Genomic DNA, 21,244 nt, shown 5'->3' with positions numbered 1-21,244 from the left:
GCGGGCCTCCCGAGCATGCGAAGTGCGGGTGGGCTGGAACCGACGCCGAGGAGATCCGGCGCCGTGGGGTGCCGGAGGAGCGTGGGACGTCAGGCGGGTGCGTGCGTCCGCAGCAGCTCGGCCACCGTGCCGCCGGTGGTCACCGGGTCGAGCGGGTGCACCAGCGTCGCGTCGACCTCGGCGTACGCGGCGAGCCATCGGTCGGCGGCGCGGGCGATCACCAGGCAGGTCGGGGGAGCGTCGTCCCGGTCGTCCTTGACCTGGCGGGCGATGCCGATGCCGCCGCCCGGGCTCGCCTCACCGTCGAGCAGCAGCAGGTCGATCTCGTAGTCGTCGACCAGCCGGATGGTCTCCGCGTAGGTCGACGCCTCGACGAACTCGATCTGCAGACCGGGAGCTGGCCGGGTGCCGACAGCCATCCGCATCCGATCACGGACCTGCGGGTCGTCGCTGTAGAGCAACACGGTGCAAAGACGATCGGTCATGCCGGAACTCCCACCTCGTAGCTGCCCGCAGATCGTACCGGTCGGCGTGACGTAGCCGACATCCCGCCCGGGGTCACGCGTCGGGGCGTACCGTCCGGGCAGCTCAGGCGGGCGCGGCGTCGGCGGCGCGTTCGCGGGCCTCCTGGCGGTCCAGCTCGCGGTCCACCCGGCGGGCCTCCCGCTCGGACTGCTTGACCCACTGCAGGACGAGCACCGCGAGCATGGTCACACTGACGAACTCGCCACCGGCCCAGAGGATGCCGCCGGCGACCACCTGGTCCTGCCACGGGTCGACCCAACCGAGGTTGAGCGACGGGTACCAGTCACCGCCGAAGAGCGTGCTGCTCTGCATGATGGTGAGGCCGAGCACTGTGTGGAACGGCACGGAGAGCAGCATCAGCAGCGCACGCGCCGGGTACGGCCAGCGGCCGGGCAGCGGGTCGAGGCCGAGCAGCGGCCAGAAGAACACGCAGCCGGTCATGATGAAGTGCGCGTGCACCAGCTCGTGCGCCCAGGCGTGTTCGAGGGTGTAGCGGTACAGATCACTGAAGTACAGCACGAACGGGTTGACCACGAAGATGGCGAACGCCACCAGCGGGAAGCTGTAGACCCGGGCGACGCGGCTGTGCACGATCGCGAGCAGGCGCTTGCGCGGCCCGACCGGCAGGGTCCGCAGGGCCAGTGTCATCGGCGCGCCCAGCGCCAGGAAGATCGGCGCCACCATGGAGAGCACCATGTGCTGGATCATGTGCACGGACAGCAGTGCGGTGTCGTACGCGTGCAGCCCGCTGACAGTGACCAGCGCGATGCCACCCAGGCCGGGGCCGAGGAAGAACACGGTACGGGTGATCGGCCAGCGGTCGCCGCGCAGGCGCAGCCGGTACACGCCGTAGAGGTACAGGCCGGCGGCGAGCACCAGGCCGAGGGCCAGCCAGCTGTCCAGCCGGGTCTCGGTCAGCACCGCGCCGACGGTGAACGGCGGCGGGGCCGAGTTGGCGGCGAAGATCGGATCGACGTGCAGCACGCTTTTCAGGCTAGGCCAGGCGAACCGGACCCTGACGCTCGGGCCACGGAAGGCGCAGGTTTGCCACCCCGCTGATCGGCGGCCCCGGTCAGGGGCAATAATGACGGCGTGACTGCGGCCCCAGCCATTGACAAGAGCCGGATCCACTCTCTGACCCGACCAAACATGGTCAGCGTCGGGACGATCGTGTGGCTCTCCAGCGAACTCATGTTCTTCGCGGCGCTGTTCGCGATGTACTTCTCCATCCGCGCGGCTGCGCCGGAGCAGTGGGAGAAGCACACCGAGGCGCTGAACATCCCGTACGCGACCACCTTCACGGTGATCCTGGTGCTGTCCTCGGTGACGTGCCAGCTCGGCGTCTTCGCGGCGGAGAAGGGTGACGTGCACGCGCTGCGGCGCTGGTTCACCGTCACCTTCGTGATGGGCCTGATCTTCGTCCTCGGCCAGTTGAACGAGTACCGGCACCTGGTCGCCGACGGCATCAAGATCAACGGAGACGGGTACGGGTCGGTGTTCTACCTGACCACCGGCTTCCACGGCCTGCACGTGACCGGTGGACTTATCGCCTTCATCATCTTCATGGTCCGTACGACCATGGGCCGGTTCACTCCGGCGCAGGCGACGTCGGCGATCGTCGTGTCGTACTACTGGCACTTCGTCGACGTCGTGTGGATCGGGCTGTACGCCATGATCTACTGGCTCCAGTGATCTTGCGCGTCACATTCCGCGCTGCTGCTCCGTCCCCTGAGACAGGTCCAACCGGTTAAGGACACCGCTCATGACTTCTGACAACGACCGCCGACGCGGTCTGCTCGCGCGGTTGCGTGAGCGGCCCGCCGCGCGCAGCAGGGGCCGCCGCCGGCTGGGCGCCGCGGTCCGGCTGATCGCCGCGCTGATGCTCGCCGGTGGCGCGTACACCGTCTTCGCCCCGGGCGCCCAGGCACAGGACAACCCGCAGCTGACCGGCGCCGCCGCCGAGGGCAAGGCGCTGTTCGACGTGAGCTGCGTGACCTGCCACGGCCGCAACGCCCAGGGCGTCGAGGGTCGCGGGCCGAGCCTGATCGGCGTCGGCGCGGCATCGGTCGAGTTCCAGGTCAGCTCCGGGCGGATGCCGCTGGCCCGCCAGGAGGCCCAGGCGCACCGCAAGCCCCCGGTCTTCACCGACGAGCAGACCCGTCAGCTGGCCCAGTACATCCAGGAGCTTGGCGGCGGCCCGGTCGTCCCCGAGGGCGACGACCTCCGCGAGGACGGCAACATCGCCGCCGGCGGTGAGCTGTTCCGGATCAACTGCTCGCAGTGCCACGCCTTCGGTGGCGGCGGCGGTGCGCTCTCCTCGGGCAAGTTCGCCCCGAGCCTGCACCCCGCGACCGACCGCCAGATCTACGCGGCGATGTTGAGCGGCCCGCAGAACATGCCGGTGTTCGGCGACAACCAGCTCCGGCCGGAGCAGAAGGCCGACATCATCGCCTACATCCAGGAGACGCTGAAGCACGACCAGGACCCGGGTGGGTTCAACCTCGGACGGTACGGCCCCTCCACCGAGGGCCTGGCGATCTTCCTGGTTGGCATCGTGGCGCTCGTCTTCGCTAGCCTGTGGATTGCGGGTAAGTCGTGATCGAGCAGGCCATCCGATTCAGTGCTGTGGTGCCGCTCGGCGCCACCCGTAGCGAGGTGACGGCATGAGCACCCACACCGAGCACCAGGCCCCACAGGGTCCGGAGCCGCTCGACGTGAACGACCCCAAGCTGACCCGGTTCGACATCGTTCGCGAGGGCGCGCGTCGGGACGACATCGAGATCGTCCACTACGAGCCGCAGGTGCTGCCGGGCACCAAGGCGGAGCGTCGGCTGACCCGTGTGGTCGCCGGCTTCTTCCTGATCACCGGCCTGGCCGCGACCGCGTTCCTGGCCATCTACATCTGGTGGCCGTGGCAGTACGAGGCGGGCCGGGGCGGCGACAAGTTCTACACCCCGCTGCTCGGCTTCACCCTCGGCGTGGCGCTGCTCGCCGTCGGCTTCGGCATCCTGACCTGGGGCAAGAAGTTGCTGCCCAAGGAGGTCTCGATCCAGGACCGGCACGAGGGTCAGGTGGACTCCGAAGGCCGCACCATCACCGGCCAGACCATGCTCTACATGGCTGACGAGCTGGGCGTGAAGCGTCGCCCCCTGCTCGGCATCTCGCTGCTGGCCGGTCTCGCACCGGTCGCCGCGGTCGCCGCGGCGCCGCTGGTCGGCGGTCTGATCTCGCAGCCGCACAAGAACAACCAGATGTTCACCACCGGGTTCGCCGCGGCCGAGGGTGGCCAGCGGATCCGCCTGGTCCGCGAGGACGGCCGGCCGATCCGCCCGGCGGACATCAGCACCGGTGGGCAGCTGACCGTCTTCCCCGGCATCGACCACGGTGTGAGCAACAAGCACGCCGACTCGCCGACGCTGCTGATCCACCTCCGCGACTCGGACGCGCAGGAGTCGCGCCGGGCCAACGAGAAGGTCGGCCACGGCGACTACATGTGGGGCAACTACGCGGCGTTCTCCAAGATCTGCACGCACGCGGGATGCCCGGCCAGCCTGTACGAGCAGCAGACCAACCGGCTGCTCTGCCCGTGCCACCAGTCCCAGTTCCTGATCACCGACAACGCCCGGCCAGTCTTCGGCCCCGCCAGCCGGCGGCTGCCGCAGCTGCCGATCGAGGTGGACTCCGAGGGCTTCTTCGTGGCGAAGTCCGACTACACCGAGACCGTCGGGCCTGATTTCTGGGAGCGGCCATGAAGCGTCGAAAGTTTGACCTTGCGGCGACGCCGGGCAAGGCCGCGGTGGGAGTGGACGACCGCTTCGCGGTGGCCACCCCGCTGCGCAAGCTGCTGAACAAGGTCTTCCCGGACCACTGGTCCTTCCTGCTCGGCGAGATCGCGCTGTTCTCGTTCATCGTGCTGCTGCTGACCGGTGTGTTCCTCACCTTCTTCTTCGAGCCGGCGATGACCGAGGTCGTCTACGACGGCAGCTACGCGCCGTTGCAGGGCACCCCGATGTCCGCCGCGTACGCCTCCAGCCTGGACATCTCGTTCGACGTCCGCGGCGGTCTGGTGATGCGGCAGATGCACCACTGGGCGGCGCTGCTGTTCATGGCCGCGATCGTCGTGCACATGCTGCGGGTCTTCTTCACCGGTGCGTTCCGCAAGCCGCGCGAGACCAACTGGATCATCGGTTCGCTGCTGTTCTGGGTCGGCTTCCTGGCCGGCTTCACCGGCTACTCGCTGCCGGACGACGGCCTGTCCGGCACCGGCCTGCGGATCGCCTCGGCGATCATGCTGTCCATCCCGGTCATCGGCTCCTGGGTCACCTCGTCGATCTTCGGCGGCGAGTTCCCGGGCACGATCATCATCAGCCGGTTCTTCATCGCCCACGTGCTGCTCATCCCGGGCCTGCTGGTCGCACTGATCAGCGTCCACCTGGGTCTGGTCTTCAAGCAGAAGCACACCCAGTGGCCCGGCCCCGGCCGGACCAACAACAACGTGGTCGGCGAGCGGATGTTCCCCCGGTACGCGTTGAAGCAGGGCGGCTTCTTCATGGTCGTCTTCGGCGTCATCGCGCTGATGGGCGGTCTGTTCCAGATCAACCCGATCTGGCTGTTCGGCCCGTACGAGGCGTGGGTGGTCTCGGCCGCCAGCCAGCCCGACTGGTACGTCATGTTCCTCGACGGGTCGACCCGACTCATGCCGGCCTGGGAGATCCCCATCCCGATCGGCGACGGGTACGTCATCCCGCCGCTGTTCTGGCCGACTGTCGTGCTGCCCGGCATCCTGGTGGGCCTGTCGACGATGTACCCGTTCCTGGAAGCCCGGCACCTCAAGGACCGCAAGAGCCACAACCTGCTCGAGCGGCCCCGGGACGCTCCGGCCCGGACCGCCGTCGGCGCCATGGCCGTCGCGTTCTACATCGTGCTGACGCTCTCCGGCGCCAACGACGTGATCGCGGACAAGTTCCAGATCAGCCTGAACGCGATGACCTGGGCGGGCCGGATCGGCCTGCTGGTGGTCCCGCCGCTGGCGTACTACGTCACCTACCGGCTCTGCCTGGGTCTGCAGCAGCACGACCGGGAGGTGCTCGCGCACGGCGTCGAGACCGGCATCATCCGGCGCCTGCCGGACGGCCGGTTCGTCGAGGTGCACCAACCGCTCAGCGCGTCCAACGGGCACGCGGACGGTCACGGTCAGCTGGACTACGTCGGCTGGGTGGTGCCCAAGAAGATGAACCGGCTGGGGGCCCTCGGCCCGGCCATCCGGGGCTTCTTCTACCCGATCGAGAAGCCGGTCGAGGCACCGGTCTCGCCGGGACACCCGCCGGTCGAGGCCCGACCCGAGCGCGAGGAGATCGGCAGCGGCGAAAGCCGCCGCTGACCGCCCAGTCACACAGGTAAGGGGCGCCCGCCGGATTCCGGCGGGCGCCCCTTCGTGTGCACACCCCCGACCCATCCGAGCAGGAGTCGGACGGCCCTGACGGGACCGGTCGACCCCGGGCGACGGGCGATCGCAGGAATAACCCCGGTGAGCCGGGTATCCGTGCGGTCCAACGTCTCAAGGGGGGGAAGCATGTTGGGTATCAAACGCCTCGGCCTGTTGGCCGCGCTGGTACTTGTCGGTGTCGCGCCGGCCGCGGCCGCGCAGGCCGCGGCACAGCCGTCAACGCAGGACACCCAGTACCTGCAGGCGGTACACCAGGTCAACCTGTTCGAGATCACCGCTGGTGACCTGGCTCAGCAGAAGGGCCAGGACCAGGGGGTCAAGGACCTGGGCGCGATGCTGAAGACCGACCACACCCAGCTGGACCAGACGGTGCAGCAGACCGCGTCGCAGCTCGGGGTGGAACTGCCGAACGAGCCCAGCGCCGATCAGCAGGCGGTCATCGACAAGCTGAACAACGCCAGCGGCGCGGAGTTCGACCGGCTCTGGGTGACCAGTGAGCTGGCTGGCCACGTCCAGGCCATCCAGGCCACCCAGACGGAGATCTCGCAGGGCTCCGAGCAGTCGGTGGTCCAGTTGGCGCAGACGGCGCTTCCGACGCTGCAGACGCACTACGACGAGTTGGTGGCGCTCGCCAACAAGCTCGGCATCCCGGTTCCGCAGACCAGCGCCAGCGGTACGCCCAGCCCGGGCGGCACCGGCACTGAGTCCCCGGCTCCGGGCGGCACTGTCACCGAGTCGCCGGCTCCGGGCGGCACCGGCACCGAGTCGCCGGCTCCGGGCGGCGGCAGCACCGAGGTACCGGCTCCCAGCGAGAGCTGACGTAGCCACAGCAGACGGCCGGTCCACCCGCGGGGTGGGCCGGCCGCCCTGTGCGCGCCACGCGCCGCCCTGCGGCCGGCGCGGACCCGAACCGGCGAGCGGGTCAGTCGGAGCTGGCCAGACCGATCGCGAACGCCTCCTCCAGGTCGTGCTGGGAGTACGCCCGGAAGGCGATGTGCGACTCGGTGTTGAGCACTCCCGGGACCTTGGAGATGCTGCCCGCGATGACCTGGGCGATCTGGTCGAACTCGCGGACCCGGACGATGGCGATGAGGTCGACGTGCCCGGCCACCGAGTAGACCTCGCTGACACCGGGAAGGTTGGCCAGGTTCTCCGCCACCTCGGGGATCGCATCGGTGGCGCAGTCGATCAGCACGATCGCGGTGATCACGGGGCATTTCTCCGTTCGTCGGCGTCGTCGCCCATGCTAGATGTTCCGGCCCGGGACCGGAGGCGGGAGCCGTCGGGGCTCAACCCTCGGCGGGGCAGGGCACCGTCAGGTCGCGCCCGGCCCGGATCACGTTCCGCAGCCGCTCGCCGGGCCGTACTGTCGCGCCCGGCCACACCACGGTGCGGGACACGTCACCGTCCACCCGCGCGCCCGCGCCGACGACCGACTCCACGCAGTGGCCGGTCACCGTCGCGGACTCCTCGACGAGAACGCCGCCGGCTGCGGAGTGCAGGTTGGCCGCCAGGTAGTCGGCCGGGGTGCCGGTGTCGAAGAAGGTGCCCGGGTAGGGCACCACGGTCAGGTCGCCAGCCGCCTCGGCCGGACGCCACACGGCGCGTACCAGATCCGAGAAGACGACAGGCAGGTCCCGGACCAGCCGCCACGGCAGCAGCGAGAAGCCCGTGAAGCAGTGCCCGGCGAAGGTGCCCGGCGCCGTCGGGTCCGCGGCGGGCTGGCCGAGCAGGCGTACGGTGTGCCCGTCCCAGCCGTCGAGCAGGGCGGCCACGTCCGGGCCCGGGGGAGCAGCCGGGTCGGCGAGGTACGCGTCGGCGTTGCCGACCAGTATCGGTCGCCCGTCGATCCAGTCCCGCAGGTTGGCCACCCCGCCCGCGGTGCCCAGCGGGTCGCCCGGCTCCACCGACAGGTGTGCGCGGTCGCCGACGTGCGCCACCACCTGGTCGCCGAGGTAGCAGGCGTTCACCGCGACCCGGTCGGGCCCGGTCAGGCCCAGGCCGGCCAGCCGCGTCAACGCCCGATCCAGCAGGGGCACGTTGCCCACCGGGCAGAGCGCCTTGGGCAGCCGTTCGGTGAGCGGGCGCAGTCGGGTGCCCTCGCCGGCGGCCAGCACCACAGCGCACAGCCGCGCCGGCACACCGGCCGCGCCGGTCACGGGGTGTCGTCGGGCACCGGCGGCGGGAACTGCCCGGCCAGTGGCCCGATGTCGTAGTAGGCGAGCAGCCGGGCCGTCGGCCAGGTCAGCTTGGGCAGGTCGTCAAGGGGGTGCCAGGCGGCCTCGAAGACCTCCGCGCCGTCGACTGTCAGCTCGGTGCTGGACGCCGGCACCTCGGCCTCGAAGACCATGTCCACCCAGCCCTTGGCGTGCACGATCGCGTTCGGCACCGCCGGGCGCAGCCGGGACGGGGGGAGCCGGACCCCGGACTCCTCGAACAGCTCACGGGCCGCGCCCACCACCGGGGGCTCACCCCGGTTGAGCAGGCCGGCGGGGAGTGACCAGCCCTTGCCGGGCGGCTGGCGCAGCATGAGCAACCGGCCCGCGCCCGTCGCCTCGGTGTCCCGGACCAGGGTCACCGCGCCGACGATGTACTTGGGCACGGCCAGCCGGACCAGGCGTCGACGCACCGGCAGCGGCAGTCGGTAGAAGGCCTGGTAGAAGAGGGCCCGACCGGTGGCGCGGGAGCGGGGGATCATGACTCCAGGCTAGTGGTCGCGAATGTCTTTCGGTCGCGCTGGGGCCCGCCGGGTCACTGTCGATGGTCGACCAGGTCGATGAGCTGGCGGACCACGGTGTCCGGTTCGATCGCCCGGTCGAAGACCGCTACCAACAGGGTCTCCAGGTCGGGGTAGCCCAACTCCTCGGAAAGGCGCAGCAGTGGCAGGTCACTGGCGAGGCCCCGGTTGTGCTGGCGCAGGGCGAGCCCGATGGTGGCCCGACCGAGGCGCACCTTGTCGCTGATCGTGATGCCCGGCTCGGTGTGCTCGGCGAACCACCTGTTGATCTGCATCTGTGCGTGCGGCGACTTGACGAAGGTCAGCCACTCCCGCCGGGGACCGCGCGGCGCCACACCGGCCTCGAAGCCGTTGTCGCCGTCGTTCTCGGTGAAGATCTCCACCACGTCGCCCTCGTCCAGCTCCGAACTGAGCGGGGCCAGCCGACCGTTGATGCGGGCGGCGAGGCAGTGGTCGCCCCGGTCGTTGCCCAGCTCGTAGGCGAGGTCGACGGGCGTGGCACCGGCCGGCAGCACTACCTGCCGGCCGTCGGCGAAGACCTGGATCTGCCCCTCGGCCAGGTCGCAGCGCAGCGACTCGTAGAACTGTGCCGGGTCGGCGGCGTCCGGCTCCCAGTCGAGCACCCGGCGCAGCCAGTCCAACTGTTCGGCACGGGCCGCGGCGGTGCTGCTGCCGGAGCTGGGGAAACGGAAGTCGGCGGCGATGCCGTACTCGGCCGAGCGGTGCATCTCCTCGGTGCGGATCAACACCTCCACTGTGCGGTCCTGAGGGCCGCAGACGCTGGTGTGCAGCGAACGGTAGAGGTTGTTCTTCGGCGAGGCGATGAAGTCCTTGAAACGGCCGGGCACCGGTCGCCAGGTGCCGTGGATAGCGCCCAGCGCGGCGTAACAGTCGGTGGCCGGGCCGTCGACCACCACCACGATGCGGGGCAGGTCGTACGGCGCCGTGTGGCCGCCGGCGATGGTGTCCTTCCAGATCGAGTAGAGGTGCCGGGGACGGGGGCTCACCTCGGCGTCGACCCGGCTGCGGCGCAGCGCCACCCGGGCCCGGGTGACCACCGAGTCGAGGTACGAATCCCAGCCGGGCCGATCGTGCACGTGCCGGGCCAGCCGGGCGTGCTCGTCGGGCTCAAGGTGCAGCAGCACCACGTCGTCCAGCTCGCGTTTGAGGGTCTGGATGCCCAGCCGGTCACAGAGCGGGACCAGCACCTCCTGGGTCTTGCGGGCGATCCGTTCCCGCGACGACGCGGAGCGCACCCCGAGCGTGCGCATGTTGTGCAGCCGGTCAGCCAGCTTGATGATCAGCACCCGGACGTCCTTGGCGGCCGCGACGATCATCTTGCGGACCGTCTCCGCCTCGGCGGCCTTGCCGTAGAACGCCTTGTCGAACTTGGTCACCCCGTCGACCAGGTGGGCCACCTCGCCGCCGAAGTCCTCGGAGAGCGCCTGGAGCGTGTAGCGGGTGTCCTCCACGGTGTCGTGCAGCAGCGCCGCGACCAGGGTGGTGGTGTCCATCCCCAGCTCGGCGCAGATCTGCGCCACCGCGAGGGGATGGGTGATGTACGGTTCCCCGCTCTTGCGGAACTGCCCGCGGTGCATGTTCTCGGCGATCGTGTAGGCACGGCGCAGCACCGCGGGGTCGGTGCCGGCATGGATGCCCCGATGGGTGCGGACCAGTTGGGTGACCGGGTCCGAGTCGGTGGTCGGCCAGCTGAGCAGCGACCGCAGCCGGCGGGCGAGCGGCAGCTCACCCGGCTGTGTCGGCAGGGCGCCCCCCAGGGCGGCGCCGTGTCCGGCGTCGACGTCCACGAGGGACACCTCCTCACCCCGGCTCCACATCGCCGCAACCCGGCGGGGGAGCAGGCCCACGAATCGGGCAGGACTGCACTTCTCTAACAGCCTAAGCGAGTCGACGTAGTCCGATCGGTCAGTTGGTCATGAGCGTTCGGTCGAGAGTTGGTGGGACGCGCCGCCCTCGGCCTTCGCCAGCAGGTCACGGAACCGGCCCGCGCCACTCGCCGGAGACGACCAACCGGAGGACAACTCGACGAGTCGGGTCTCCGGTCGCTCCAACCAGGACAGGATCCGCTCCGACTCCTCGGCGGTCGCGGCCGGCACCGGACCGTGCCCGCCCGACACCGTCTCGGCGGTGGCCCGGATCGCGGTCAACGTGGGACGCGGGTGAACGCCCGGCGGGGACACCCCCGCGCCGGCCAGCCGGCCGTGCCGGACCAGCGCCAACTCCCAGCCGCCCCGGGCGGCCGGCCGGGCCGCGGCCAACTCGACGATCCCGGTCAGCGCGGCCAGCCGCTGCATCCGCACTGTGGCCCGCAGCACGGCGGCCAGCCGGGACCGCACCACAGCCGCCTCCTCGTAGCGCTGGTCGCGGGAGAGCGCGTCGATCCGCGCGAGCAGCGCGTCCACCACCGGCTGGGGGTCGCTGGCCGTCGCGGTACGGAAGGGCGCGGCGGCGCTGTCGTCGTACTCCTCGGGGGTGATCTTGTGTTCGCAGGGTGCCGGGCAGCGACCCAGCTCGGCTAGCGCGCAGGCCGGCGTGACGGTGCGCAGCGAGAGCCGGTGCGTGCACTGGCGCAGTGGCACCGCGTCGTGGAAACCGGCGGCGGCCAGCTCGGCGGCCCGCCGGGAGGTGAACGGCCCGAGGTACGCGGTGTCGGTGGGGGAGAGGTCGCGGACGATCGACAGCCGAGGGTACGGACCGTCGGTCAGCTTGAGCCAGAGCATTCGTTCCGGGTATTTGGACCGGCGGTTGTACGGCGGGGCGTGCGCCGCGATCAACCGCAGCTCGCGGACCTCCGCCTCCAACGAGTGGGCGCACTCCACCGCCTCGACCCGCTCGGCCGCGCCCAGCATCTCGGAGATCCGGGCACGCTTCTCGCCGGCGGTGAAGTAGCTGCGCACCCGGGTGGCGATGTCGACCGAGGTGCCCACGTAGAGCGGCCGGTCGTCGGCGGCCCGGAAGATGTAGACCCCGGGGACCTTGGGCAGCCCCTCGGCCAGGTGCCGTTTGCGGCGCTGGGTAGGGGTGACCGCGCGGGCGAACTCGATGGCGTCGCCGACGGTGTCCACCCGGTGCCCGCCGAGCCGGCCGATCAGCCCGTGCAGCACGTCGACGGTGGCCTTGGCGTCGTCCAACGCCCGGTGGGTGGGCTGGGTGGCGGTGCGGAAGTAGGCGGCCAGGGTGCCCAGCTTGCGGTTGGGCACCTCGTCGCGGGTCAGCACCCGGCGGGCGAGCGCCGCCGTGTCCAGGACCCGGGGGTTGGGCCAGCGGTAGCCGTGCTTGGCGCAGGCGGCCTTGAGGAAGCCCACGTCGTACGGGGCGTTGTGGGCCACCAGCACGGCGTCGTCGATGAACTCCAGGAAACTCGGCAGCACCTGCTCGATCGGCGGCGCCGGCACCAGCATGGCCTGGGTGATGCCGGTCAGCACCGTGATGAACGGCGGAATCGGCTGGCCCGGGTTGACCAGGGTCGCCAGCACCCCCAACTGCTCGCCGCCGCGCACCTTGACCGCGCCGATCTCGGTGATGCCGCCACCGTCCGGCGCGCCGCCGGTGGTCTCCAGGTCGACCACCACGAAGGTCGTCGCGTAGAGCGGCAGCGCCGGGTCCACCCCGCCCACCGCCGGGTCGAGACCGGCCAGTGACTCCTGGACGTACTCCGCCTGTGCCATCGCCGGCACGCTAGCGCCCCGGTCCGACACTCCCGTCGCAGCCGTCCCATCCGTCACCATGGGGCTAGGATGAGAGATCGGCTCACTCACCGGGCGGTGGGCCCGGTCGCGGTGGGAGACTTGCCACATGCCCCTCACCGAGCCGCACGACGACCACCTCCCGCAGGAGGATCCGGTCGCGCTCGACGGTGCGGTGGGCAACCCGGACGACAACGTAGTCACCGACACATCGGGCGCATCGGACCCGGCGACGGACGACGGCCACAGCGCCGAGCCGGAGCCGACCCTGCCCGAGCCGGTCCGGCAGCGGATCGTGACGCTGACCGCCGCGGTGCTGCCCACCCTCCCCACCGACGAGGTCCCGGTGCCGTTGCGCCGGGTGGCCAAGTTCGCCCCCAATCGCCGTGCCCGGCTCGGCGCGCCGGTCATCGCCGCCCAGCTCACCGCCGACCCGTTGTTCCGGCAGCGGGTCACCGCGCGGGTCCTGTCCGACGCCGGTGACCTCGGCGCGGCAGTGGTCGAGGGCACCGCGCCGGCCGCCGCCGACCCGGTCGAGGTGGCCGCGCTGGCCTACCTGGCCCGGCCCCGCGGCTGGCGGGAGCTGATCGACGCCAGCGGCGCGGCCGTGCGCGCCGAGGCGGACAGCGCCGTCGTCGCCGAGTTGGTCCGCGAGGCCGAGCAGCGGGCCACCCGGGCCGAGCACGACCGCGCTGTGGCCCGGGTCGAGGCCGAGAAGCTCCGCGACGAGTTGGCCCGCGTCCGCGAGGAGCTGGGTCAGCTCCGTGAGGAGTCCCGACAGGTGGCCCGCGCCCTGCGGGAGACCCAGGCCCGTGAGCGGAAGGCCACCGAGCTGCTGGCCACCGAGCGCGGCCGGGCCGCCCGGGCCAGCGCCGACGTGGACGCCGAACTCCGCCGCGCCCGGGCCCGGCTGGCCGAGGCCGAGGCCGCCGCCGGGGTGGCGCGGGCCAGCGCCAAGGAGGCGCGCTCGGTCGACGACGCCCGGCTCTGGCTGCTCCTGGAGACCATCGGCCAGGCCGCCGTCGGGCTGCGCCGGGAGTTGGCGCTCGACCCGGTGGACAAGCTCCCCGCCGACTTCGTCGCCGACGCGTTCGCCGAGCAGCCGGGCACCGCCCCGGCCGGCCCCGCCGCCCGCGCCCGCGACACCGACGACCCGGCCCGGCTCGACCAGTTGCTCGCCCTGCCCCGGGCGCACCTCGTGGTGGACGGTTACAACGTCACCAAGCGTGGCTTCGGCGAGATGTCCCTGGAGCAGCAGCGCAAACGACTGATCACCGGGCTGGGCGGGATCGCCGCGCAGACCGGCGACGAAGTCACAGTGGTCTTCGACGGCGCCGAGCGGATGCACGGGCTGCCGCCCGCGCCGCGCGGCGTACGGGTGCTCTTCTCCCGCAAGGGTGAGACCGCCGACGAGCTGATCCGGCGACTGGTCCGCGCCGAGCCGGCGGGCCGGCCGGTGGTCGTGGTCTCGTCGGACCGCGAGGTCGCCGACGGGGTACGCCGGCACGGCGCGTACCCGCTGGGCGCTGACTCGCTGCTGCGGCGGCTCGCCCGCTCCTGAGCGCAGCGGGCCGACAGGTCGACGGGTCGGTCCCGGCCGGCTGCTCGGCCCAACGGCTACTCGTCTTCGGCGCTCGGCCGGCCGCCGGTCAGGTGGGCGGTAGCCGCCGGGCCCGGCGCCGGTTCCTTGATGTCGCGGGTTCCGGCCGGGTGGGATACCCCGATATCGCTGATCTGGAGTGGATCTAGCCCCGAAACGGGCGGTCGGACGGGGTTCCTGTCGTACCCGGTGGTTAGTGTCGATGTCACCGACGGTGCTCGCTCGGCGACGGCAGGAGTCGCCCGAGCGCCGCGAGCCGATCAGGAGGGCGTGATGCTCATCGACTGCGACGGGTGCGCGAAGCGGGCCGACGGCTGTTCCGGCTGCCCGCTGACCGCCCTGTTCGACGAGACGTCCCCGGCGGCCGGGCTGGTCGCCGCCGAGGTCGAGGCCATCGAGGTGCTCGCCCGGGCCGGCTTCGACGTGGAGGTGCTGGCCGCGCCCGCGCGCCCGCAGGCAGCTCGCCCTCGTGCCACCCGCCGCGTCGCCTGAGCGCGACACCGCGCCCGGAAGCGGGCTTTTCGCGGGCCATAGGATGAGCGGTCACGGCGGGAGGAGCGGCGCGATGAACGGGGAACAACTGGTGGTGACGCGGTGACCCCGCGCGGTTGGGCGCTGCTGACCCTGGCCGGGCTGGCCCTCGCGCTGGTCGTGCTGGCCGCGCTGCTCATCCCGTGGCACCGCCCGCCGGCACCCCGGGCCGACCAGCTCGCCGCGCTGGGCGACCTGCCGGCCGAGCAGGTGGCCAAGGGGCGGGAGTTCCGGGCCGCGCTGCGTCCCGGTGGCTACGCCGCGCTCGCCGTTGGGCTGCTGATCGCCCTCGCGCTCGGGTTGACCCCGTTGGGCGGTCGCCTGGTCGAGCTGGTGGGCCGGCCGTTCGGTGGGCACTGGGCGGCGCAGGCTGTGCTCGGCGGGTTGGCGGTGGTGCTCGTCGCCGACCTGGTGACGCTCCCGTTCGCCGCCTGGCGGCAGAGCGTGCTCACCCGCTACGGGTTGAGCACCAACGGTTGGAGCGGCTGGGCTGTCGACCTGCTCAAGTCGTACGCCGTCAGCGCGGTGATCGGCGCGGTGGCGCTGTTCGCCTTCTACGCGGTCATCCGGCTCGCGCCACGCTGGTGGTGGGCGTTCGGTGCGGCCGGCGCCGCGGTGCTTGTGGGGCTGCTGTCGTTCGTGTTGCCGGTGCTGGTGGAGCCGGTGTTCAACCGGTTCACCCCGATGGAGCAGGGCCCGTTGCGCACCGAGCTGATGAGCATGGCCGCCCGCGACGGCGTGCCGGTGCGTGACGTGCTGGTCGCCGACGCCTCCCGGCGCACCAGGGCGGTCAACGCGTACGTCTCCGGCCTCGGGCCGACCCGACGGGTGGTCGTCTACGACACGCTGCTGCGTGAGGCGACCCCGGCCGAGGTGACCGCCGTCGTGGCGCACGAGTTGGGGCACGCGAAGGACTCCGACGTGGCGGCCGGCACGCTGACCGGGGCGCTGGGCGCCGCGGCCGCCGTGGTGGCGCTCTACCTGCTGGGCTCGTGGGGGCCGCTGCTGCGGCTGGCGGGTGTCGACTCGGTGGCCCAGCCGCGCGCGTTCCCGCTGCTGGTTGCCCTGGTCACGGTGGCCGGGCTGGTTGCCGCTCCGGCGCAGGCGCTGATGTCCCGCCGGGTGGAGGCGCGGGCCGACGCGCACGCGCTCGCGCTCACCAACGACCCGGAGTCGTTCGAGTCGATGCAGCGCCGGCTCGGCTCGGTCAACCTCGGCGACCCCGACCCGCCCCGCTGGGAATACCTCTATTCGGCCTCACATCCGTCGACAGTGGAGCGGATGGCCGCCGCCCGCGCGTACGCCCGGGAGGCCGGCCGATGAACCGCACCCTGCTGATCACCAATGACTTTCCGCCCCGTCCGGGTGGGATCCAGTCGTTCGTGCACAACCTCGCGGTCCGTCAACCGGCCGGCTCGGTGGTCGTCTACGCGTCGAGCTGGCGCGGCGCAGCGAAGTTCGACGCCGACCAGCCGTTCGAGGTGATCCGGGAACGTACCAGGGTGTTGCTGCCCACCCCGTTGATCGCCCGCAGGGCGGCCCGGTTGGCTCGCGCGTACGACTGCGACACCGTGTGGTTCGGCGCGGCGGCCCCGTTGGGCCTTCTCGCGGCCGGCCTGCGGCGGCGCGCCGGCATCCGCCGGGTGGTGGCGCAGACCCATGGCCACGAGATCGGTTGGGCGGCGGTGCCGGCCGCCCGGCCGGCGCTGCGGCGCATCGGTCGGGGTGTGGACGTGACCACCTATCTCGGCGAGTACACCCGTAGCCGGTTGGCCCGGGTGCTGGACGGGGTGACCGAGCTGCGCCGTCTCGCGCCGGGGGTCGACGTGGACACCTACCACCCGAGCGTGGACGGTGAACAGGTCCGGGCCCGGCTCGGGTTGACCGACCGGCCGGTGGTCGTCTGTGTGTCCCGGCTGGTGCCGCGCAAGGGTCAGGACACCCTGATCCGGGCGCTGCCGGAGATCCGCCGCCGGGTGCCCGACGCAGCGCTGCTGATCGTCGGTGGCGGGCCGTACCGGGCGACCCTGGAGAAGCTGGCCCGCCAGACCGGTGTGGAACGGGATGTGGTGTTCACCGGCACGGTGCCGTCGGTCGAGTTGCCGGCGCACTACGCGGCCGGTGACGTCTACGCGATGCCGTGCCGCACCCGCAACCGTGGCCTCGACGTCGAAGGGCTGGGCATCGTCTACCTGGAGGCATCCGCGGCCGGTCTGCCGGTGGTGGCCGGTGACTCCGGGGGCGCGCCGGACGCGGTCCGGGAGGGGGAGACCGGCTACGTCGTGCGCGGTCGGGATGTCGCCCAGCTCGCCGACCGGGTCGCCCGGCTGCTCGCCGACCGGGACCTGGCCCGTCAGCTGGGCGCGGCCGGCCGGGCGTGGGTGGAACGGGAGTGGCGCTGGGAGGCGCAGGCGGAACGCATGGCGGCACTGCTCGCCGGCTGATCGCCGCCCGCGTTCAGCTCTCCCGGGCGGGCGCGTAGCGCGGCACGTACTCCTGGCCGGTGAGCTGCTGGATCGCCGCCATCACCTCGTCGGTGACAGTTCGGATGTCCCGCGGCCCGTTGATCCGTTCGGCGACCGGGATCGGCGGGCCGAACCGCAGGGTGATCGGGTGTCGACGGGGCAGCCGAGCGTCGACCGGCAGCACCTCGGCGGTGCCGAGCACACCCACCGGGATGATCGGCACCCCGGCGTCGCGGGCCAGTCGGGTCATCCCGACCCGGCCCCGGTAGAGCCGCCCGTCCGGGGAACGGGTGCCCTCCGGGTAGACGGCGACCAGGCCGCCGGCGCGCAGCACCGGGACGGCCGCGTCGAGGGCGCGCAGGGCGGCCCGGCCGTCGGCGCGGTCGACCGGGATGGCGCCCATGCCCGCGACGATCCGCCGGTTGAGCCACCCGGCCGGACCCCGGCCGTTGAAGTACTCGACCTTCGCCCAGAAGGTGACGTGTCGGGGTGTCGAGGTGACGAGAAACAACTCGTCGGCGACGGAGAGGTGATTGCCGGCGAGGATCGCGCCGCCGTGTCGGGGCAGATGCTCAAGCCCTTCCACCCGGGGCTGCCAGCCAAACCGCAGCGCGGCGCCGACGGTCAGCTTGGTGACGTCGTACAGCAGGGGCACGTGTCCTCCGGGTCGGGTTTCAGGCCGGCGCCGGGCCGAGGTGGGCGTCCAACGCGGCGCGCAGCAGGGCATCGTCGTCGGTGGCGCCGGTGGCCAGCGGGAGGCTGCCCCAGGCCCAGAGTTGGGCGATGCCGTGCAGGTTCGCCCACAGCGCGCCGGCCAGCACTGCCGCTGGCGCGTCGGTGGGCCGGCGCGCCTGCGCCACCAGATCGGCCAGCACGGCGAAGAGCGGCAGGCTCGTCTCGCGCAGCCGCAGTCGGCCGCTGTCCAGCAGGTCGTGGCGGAACATCAGCTCGAACATGCCGCGGTGCGCCGCCGCGAAGTCCAGGTACGTCCGGGCCAACGCCGTCAATTGGGTACGGGGGTCCGGGTCGGCGTCGCGCAACGTTCGCTCGACCCGGGCGGTGAGGTCGGCGAAGCCCTCCCGGGCGATGGCGGAGAGCAGGTCGACGTGGGTGGGAAAGTAGCGGCGCGGTGCGCCGTGCGAGACCCCGGCACTACGGGCGATCTCCCGCAGCGACACCGCCGACTGGCCTTCGCGCAGCACCAGGTCCACCCCGGCGGCCACCAACCGGGCCCGCAGCCCTGTCTCGTCCGCGTCCATAGACACTGTCTACCAGCAACAGTAGACGCCGTCTACCTCGGCGGTGGGGTTGGCTCAAGCAAGCGTGTCTCGGTGACCTGCGGATGCCTTTCCGGGATCAGCGTGATGTCTGTGAGTCATCAAGATGACTCACAGGCATCACGCTCAACGGAGTATCCGGCCCCGCGCAGTCCGCTCGACCCCACGGCTGCTCCCCTGCGGGTTTCGTGACGTCGGGGTGAGCCGTAGTTGGGGGAGTGGGCGGGAACGGTTGGGGCGTGGGCGGGCCGAGGCTCAGCGGATGCGGGCCAGGATGCGATCCGCGGGGGCCGGGCGGCCGAAGTGCCAGCCCTGAGCCGCGTCGCAGCCGATCGCGCGTAGCCGCTCGGCCTGCCCGGCGGTCTCCACCCCTTCGGCGGTGACGGTCAGGTCCAGCGCGTGCGCCAGCGAGACCAGGGAGGCGAGGATCCGCTCGTCGGTGCGGCCGACGGAGGGCGACCGCAGGCCCGCCACGAACTCCCCGGCCACCTTCAGTTCGGTCACCGGCAGATCCCGCAGGTACGCCAGGTTGCTGTAACCGGTGCCGAAGTCGTCGATGGCGATGCGGACCCCGAGGTCGGCGAGGACCCGCAGGGCGCGGACCGGCTCCTCGGCGGTGCTCATCATCGTGCTCTCGGTGATCTCCAGTTGGAGCCGCTCCGGTGGCAGGCCGGTCCGCCGCAGCAGCGCGCGGACCTCCTGCACCAACCCGGGCCGGTGCACCTGCCGCACCGCCAGGTTGACACTGACGAAGGGCGCGGCGGCACCCCCGGCCGACCACGCCTCGGCCTCGCGGCACGCCTCGGCCAACACCCAACCGCCCAACTGGACGATCAGGCCGGTCTCCTCGGCCAACCCGATGAAGCTGTCCGGGCGCAGCACTCCCAACTCGGGGTGCCGCCATCGGACCAGCGCCTCCACGCCGACCAGGCTGCCGTCGCGCAGTGAGGTCAGCGGCTGGTAGTCGAGGTAGAACTCGCCCCGCTCCAACGCCGCCGGGATGGCCGCGGAGAGCGCGTACCGGGCCAGTTCACGTTGGTTGCGCTCGGCGTCGTACAGCGCCCAGCGCGCCCCACCGGCGGACTTCGCCCAGTGCAGGGTGCTGTCGGCGGCCCGCATCAGGTCAGTGGGGTTGGCCCCGGCCACCTGGCGCTCGACGATGCCGATGCTCGCCGATATCTGCAGCTCGTGCCCGTCGACCAGGGCCGGTGTGCGTACCGCGGCGAGCGCGGTCTCGGCCACCGCCACCATGTCGTCGGTGCCGGCGGTGCGTTCCACCAGAATGACGAACTCGTCGCCGCCGAGCCGGGCCACCAGGTGCTCACCCATTGACTTGCGCAGCCGCTCGGCCACAGTGGCCAGCAGCAGGTCACCGATCTGGTGCCCGAGCGTGTCGTTGACCACCTTGAAGCGGTCCAGGTCCAGGAAGCACACCCCGACCCGCTGCGCGCCCCGGCCCGGCTCGTTGAGCGCCGCGGCGAGCCGTTCGGTGAACAGCGTCCGGTTGGGCAGGCCGGTGAGCGGGTCGTGGGTGGCCTGATGTCGGAACCGGGCCTCGCTGGCCCGCAGCGCCCGCTCGGCCTGGGTGCGGGCCCGCATGGCGGCGCGGCGGATCGACTCCTGTTCGTCGAGGGTCCGGTCGCGCAGCGCGCGGGCGTAGCCGGTCGTCACGGCCGCCAGCAGCCGGGCCATCCGGTCCTCGACGTCCTCGGCCACCAACCCCAGGTCGCGCACCAGGCGGAGTTGGATGACCTCGACGGTACGACCCAGCCCCTCGGCGGAAGCGATGTGCGCGGCGACCAACTCGGCGCCGACCCGGTGCCCGGCACGCAGGTCGAACGGCTCGGTGAGCAACGCCCCGGCCAGTTGCCCGGTGAGCCGGTCCAGCAGGGACTCCAACTGGGCCTGGGTCATCGGTAGGTAGCTGGTGCCGGAGACCGCCTTCGCCCAGGCCCGGGCGAACGTCCCCGGGCAGGGGTTCGCCCCGGGCGGCTCAGCCACCGAGGCGCCCGACGCCGCCCATGAAGACCGCGCGCTCGGCGTCCTCCGCGCTCTCCGGGGTGTCCGGTCGCCACTGGGGCACCCAGACCACGCCGGGGTCGAGCAGCTCGAAGCCGTCGAAGAGCGTGGTCAGCTCGGCACGGCTGCGCACCGACAGCGGGTTGTCGGTGCGCCGGTAGACCCGCTCCGCCTCGGCGCGTTCGTCCTCGCTGCGCCCGTCGTCGCTGGCCTGCGACAGCACCAGGTAGCTGCCGGGCGCCAACGCGTCCCGCAGCGTCCGCAGCAGCTCCGCAGGCCGGTCGTCGTCGGGGACGAAGTGCAGGACGGCCACGACCATCACGGCCACCGGTTGGCTCAGGTCGAGCAGCTTGCGGACGTCCGGATGGGCCAGGATCGCCTCCGGGTTGCGCAGGTCCTCCTGTACGACTGCGGCCTGCTCGTTGCCGGCGAGGATCTCGCGGCTGTGCGCCACCGCCACCGGGTCGACGTCCACGTAGACCACTCGCGACTGCGGGTCGAGCTGCTGGGCGATCTCGTGCACGTTGCCGACCGTCGGGATGCCCGAACCGATGTCCAGGAACTGCTTGATCCCGGCGTCGGCAAGGTGGTGCACGGCGCGACGCAGGAACGCCCGGTTGGCCTGGGCCATCAGAGGTGCCTCGGGCACCGCGGCGACCATGGCCTGCGCGGCGGCCCGGTCGGCGGCGAAGTTGTGCGAGCCGCCGAGGTAGTAGTCGTACATCCGCGCGACGCTAGGGCGCTCGATGTCGATGGTGTCGGGTGCCCAGTCCGGCCGCTGCATGCGTTTCACCCCTCGAATCCGCGACGCGAGCATCGTCGCCCGCGCGGGTATTGTGCACCCGCCACGCACGCCAGACCATAGCGCGCCGAAGGTTGCTCGCCGACGTCGGTCGATGCGCGACGGTCCGCGCCGGGGAGAAGCTGGCGCGGACCG

General features: G+C 71.9%; 20 protein-coding genes. 9 read left to right on the top strand and 11 right to left on the bottom strand.

The genetic code is table 11. The features are described 5' to 3' along the window. Positions 1-89: 89 nt before the first annotated feature. Positions 90-485, bottom strand: a complete 396-nt coding sequence (locus AB0B94_RS15540) for a hypothetical protein (protein ID WP_091407513.1) — start codon at positions 483-485, stop codon at positions 90-92. A gap of 103 nt (positions 486-588) precedes the next feature. Beyond that, a complete protein-coding gene (locus tag AB0B94_RS15535) occupies positions 589-1,518 on the bottom strand; it encodes a cytochrome c oxidase assembly protein (RefSeq protein ID WP_357278526.1) in 930 nt (309 codons plus the stop codon). A 99-nt stretch (positions 1,519-1,617) separates the two neighbouring features. Here AB0B94_RS15535 and AB0B94_RS15530 point away from each other — a divergent pair, with 99 nt between their 5' ends. The 5 genes from AB0B94_RS15530 (at position 1,618) to AB0B94_RS15510 (ending at position 6,790) form a co-directional block, all read left to right on the top strand. Beyond that, positions 1,618-2,217 carry a heme-copper oxidase subunit III gene (locus AB0B94_RS15530; RefSeq protein ID WP_091408043.1) on the top strand — a complete coding sequence of 200 codons (600 nt, stop codon included), beginning with the start codon at positions 1,618-1,620 and terminating at the stop codon, positions 2,215-2,217. Positions 2,218-2,287: 70 nt separating this feature from the next. Continuing rightward, on the top strand, positions 2,288-3,124 hold the full coding sequence (locus tag AB0B94_RS15525) for a cytochrome c (protein WP_091407516.1): 837 nt from the start codon (positions 2,288-2,290) through the stop codon (positions 3,122-3,124). 64 nt (positions 3,125-3,188) lie between these two features. After that, the gene (locus AB0B94_RS15520) at positions 3,189-4,277 is read left to right on the top strand and encodes a Rieske 2Fe-2S domain-containing protein (RefSeq protein WP_357278326.1); all 1,089 of its coding nucleotides are present in this window, start codon (positions 3,189-3,191) and stop codon (positions 4,275-4,277) included. Next, positions 4,274-5,905, top strand: coding sequence for a cytochrome b N-terminal domain-containing protein (locus tag AB0B94_RS15515; protein WP_357278319.1), 1,632 nt, complete (start codon positions 4,274-4,276; stop codon positions 5,903-5,905). The genes AB0B94_RS15520 and AB0B94_RS15515 overlap by 4 nt, the downstream gene beginning before the upstream one ends. A 192-nt stretch (positions 5,906-6,097) precedes the next feature. Next, positions 6,098-6,790: a DUF4142 domain-containing protein gene (locus tag AB0B94_RS15510; protein ID WP_238680080.1), complete on the top strand. Its 693-nt coding sequence runs from the start codon at positions 6,098-6,100 to the stop codon at positions 6,788-6,790. Positions 6,791-6,893: 103 nt separating this feature from the next. Here the strand turns inward: AB0B94_RS15510 and AB0B94_RS15505 are convergent, their stop codons facing one another. The 5 genes from AB0B94_RS15505 to AB0B94_RS15485 all read right to left on the bottom strand — a co-directional run bounded on the left by AB0B94_RS15505 (position 6,894) and on the right by AB0B94_RS15485 (position 12,397). Then, a complete protein-coding gene (locus tag AB0B94_RS15505; RefSeq protein ID WP_238667436.1) occupies positions 6,894-7,181 on the bottom strand; it encodes an Lrp/AsnC ligand binding domain-containing protein in 288 nt (95 codons plus the stop codon). Positions 7,182-7,260: 79 nt separating this feature from the next. Continuing rightward, positions 7,261-8,130 carry a sugar phosphate nucleotidyltransferase gene (locus AB0B94_RS15500; protein WP_357278310.1) on the bottom strand — a complete coding sequence of 290 codons (870 nt, stop codon included), beginning with the start codon at positions 8,128-8,130 and terminating at the stop codon, positions 7,261-7,263. Then, complete coding sequence (locus tag AB0B94_RS15495; RefSeq protein ID WP_357278304.1) at positions 8,127-8,669, bottom strand: NUDIX domain-containing protein; 543 nt, start codon at positions 8,667-8,669, stop codon at positions 8,127-8,129. Before AB0B94_RS15495 ends, AB0B94_RS15500 begins: the two co-directional genes overlap by 4 nt. A gap of 53 nt (positions 8,670-8,722) precedes the next feature. Beyond that, positions 8,723-10,516 carry an HD domain-containing protein gene (locus AB0B94_RS15490; protein ID WP_238667490.1) on the bottom strand — a complete coding sequence of 598 codons (1,794 nt, stop codon included), beginning with the start codon at positions 10,514-10,516 and terminating at the stop codon, positions 8,723-8,725. A gap of 126 nt (positions 10,517-10,642) precedes the next feature. Further along, positions 10,643-12,397, bottom strand: a complete 1,755-nt coding sequence (locus AB0B94_RS15485) for a DEDD exonuclease domain-containing protein (RefSeq protein WP_357278298.1) — start codon at positions 12,395-12,397, stop codon at positions 10,643-10,645. 127 nt (positions 12,398-12,524) lie between these two features. Here AB0B94_RS15485 and AB0B94_RS15480 point away from each other — a divergent pair, with 127 nt between their 5' ends. From AB0B94_RS15480 to AB0B94_RS15465, 4 genes are all read left to right on the top strand, one after another. Continuing rightward, the gene (locus AB0B94_RS15480) at positions 12,525-13,976 is read left to right on the top strand and encodes an NYN domain-containing protein (RefSeq protein WP_357278292.1); all 1,452 of its coding nucleotides are present in this window, start codon (positions 12,525-12,527) and stop codon (positions 13,974-13,976) included. A gap of 312 nt (positions 13,977-14,288) precedes the next feature. Beyond that, complete coding sequence (locus tag AB0B94_RS15475) at positions 14,289-14,507, top strand: hypothetical protein (protein ID WP_357278288.1); 219 nt, start codon at positions 14,289-14,291, stop codon at positions 14,505-14,507. Between the two features lie 102 nt (positions 14,508-14,609). Next, positions 14,610-15,869, top strand: a complete 1,260-nt coding sequence (locus tag AB0B94_RS15470; protein WP_357278283.1) for a M48 family metallopeptidase — start codon at positions 14,610-14,612, stop codon at positions 15,867-15,869. After that, the gene (locus tag AB0B94_RS15465; protein WP_357278278.1) at positions 15,866-16,990 is read left to right on the top strand and encodes a glycosyltransferase family 4 protein; all 1,125 of its coding nucleotides are present in this window, start codon (positions 15,866-15,868) and stop codon (positions 16,988-16,990) included. Before AB0B94_RS15470 ends, AB0B94_RS15465 begins: the two co-directional genes overlap by 4 nt. A gap of 13 nt (positions 16,991-17,003) precedes the next feature. Here AB0B94_RS15465 and AB0B94_RS15460 read toward each other — a convergent pair whose 3' ends face one another. The 4 genes from AB0B94_RS15460 to AB0B94_RS15445 all read right to left on the bottom strand — a co-directional run bounded on the left by AB0B94_RS15460 (position 17,004) and on the right by AB0B94_RS15445 (position 21,091). Continuing rightward, entirely contained in the window at positions 17,004-17,666 is a 663-nt protein-coding gene (locus AB0B94_RS15460) for a lysophospholipid acyltransferase family protein (RefSeq protein WP_357278274.1), read from the bottom strand. Positions 17,667-17,685: 19 nt separating this feature from the next. Then, positions 17,686-18,270 carry a TetR/AcrR family transcriptional regulator gene (locus tag AB0B94_RS15455; protein ID WP_357278269.1) on the bottom strand — a complete coding sequence of 195 codons (585 nt, stop codon included), beginning with the start codon at positions 18,268-18,270 and terminating at the stop codon, positions 17,686-17,688. Between the two features lie 273 nt (positions 18,271-18,543). Continuing rightward, positions 18,544-20,202 carry a bifunctional diguanylate cyclase/phosphodiesterase gene (locus tag AB0B94_RS15450; protein WP_357278518.1) on the bottom strand — a complete coding sequence of 553 codons (1,659 nt, stop codon included), beginning with the start codon at positions 20,200-20,202 and terminating at the stop codon, positions 18,544-18,546. A gap of 79 nt (positions 20,203-20,281) precedes the next feature. Beyond that, entirely contained in the window at positions 20,282-21,091 is an 810-nt protein-coding gene (locus AB0B94_RS15445) for an SAM-dependent methyltransferase (protein ID WP_357278264.1), read from the bottom strand. Positions 21,092-21,244: the final 153 nt, after the last annotated feature.

It is taken from the genome of Micromonospora sp. NPDC048986 (assembly GCF_040649335.1).
Lineage (GTDB): Bacteria > Actinomycetota > Actinomycetes > Mycobacteriales > Micromonosporaceae > Micromonospora > Micromonospora alfalfae.
This window is presented reverse-complemented; position numbering and strand designations above follow the sequence as displayed.

Coding starts and splice junctions, on each gene's coding strand:
- AB0B94_RS15450 (WP_357278518.1), bottom strand. CDS start 20,202: ATGACCCAGGCCCAGTTGGAGTCCCTGCTGGACCGGCTCACCGGGCAA.
- AB0B94_RS15510 (WP_238680080.1), top strand. CDS start 6,098: ATGTTGGGTATCAAACGCCTCGGCCTGTTGGCCGCGCTGGTACTTGTC.
- AB0B94_RS15465 (WP_357278278.1), top strand. CDS start 15,866: ATGAACCGCACCCTGCTGATCACCAATGACTTTCCGCCCCGTCCGGGT.
- AB0B94_RS15445 (WP_357278264.1), bottom strand. CDS start 21,091: ATGCAGCGGCCGGACTGGGCACCCGACACCATCGACATCGAGCGCCCT.
- AB0B94_RS15495 (WP_357278304.1), bottom strand. CDS start 8,669: ATGATCCCCCGCTCCCGCGCCACCGGTCGGGCCCTCTTCTACCAGGCC.
- AB0B94_RS15485 (WP_357278298.1), bottom strand. CDS start 12,397: ATGGCACAGGCGGAGTACGTCCAGGAGTCACTGGCCGGTCTCGACCCG.
- AB0B94_RS15525 (WP_091407516.1), top strand. CDS start 2,288: ATGACTTCTGACAACGACCGCCGACGCGGTCTGCTCGCGCGGTTGCGT.
- AB0B94_RS15540 (WP_091407513.1), bottom strand. CDS start 485: ATGACCGATCGTCTTTGCACCGTGTTGCTCTACAGCGACGACCCGCAG.
- AB0B94_RS15515 (WP_357278319.1), top strand. CDS start 4,274: ATGAAGCGTCGAAAGTTTGACCTTGCGGCGACGCCGGGCAAGGCCGCG.
- AB0B94_RS15520 (WP_357278326.1), top strand. CDS start 3,189: ATGAGCACCCACACCGAGCACCAGGCCCCACAGGGTCCGGAGCCGCTC.
- AB0B94_RS15480 (WP_357278292.1), top strand. CDS start 12,525: ATGCCCCTCACCGAGCCGCACGACGACCACCTCCCGCAGGAGGATCCG.
- AB0B94_RS15455 (WP_357278269.1), bottom strand. CDS start 18,270: ATGGACGCGGACGAGACAGGGCTGCGGGCCCGGTTGGTGGCCGCCGGG.
- AB0B94_RS15475 (WP_357278288.1), top strand. CDS start 14,289: ATGCTCATCGACTGCGACGGGTGCGCGAAGCGGGCCGACGGCTGTTCC.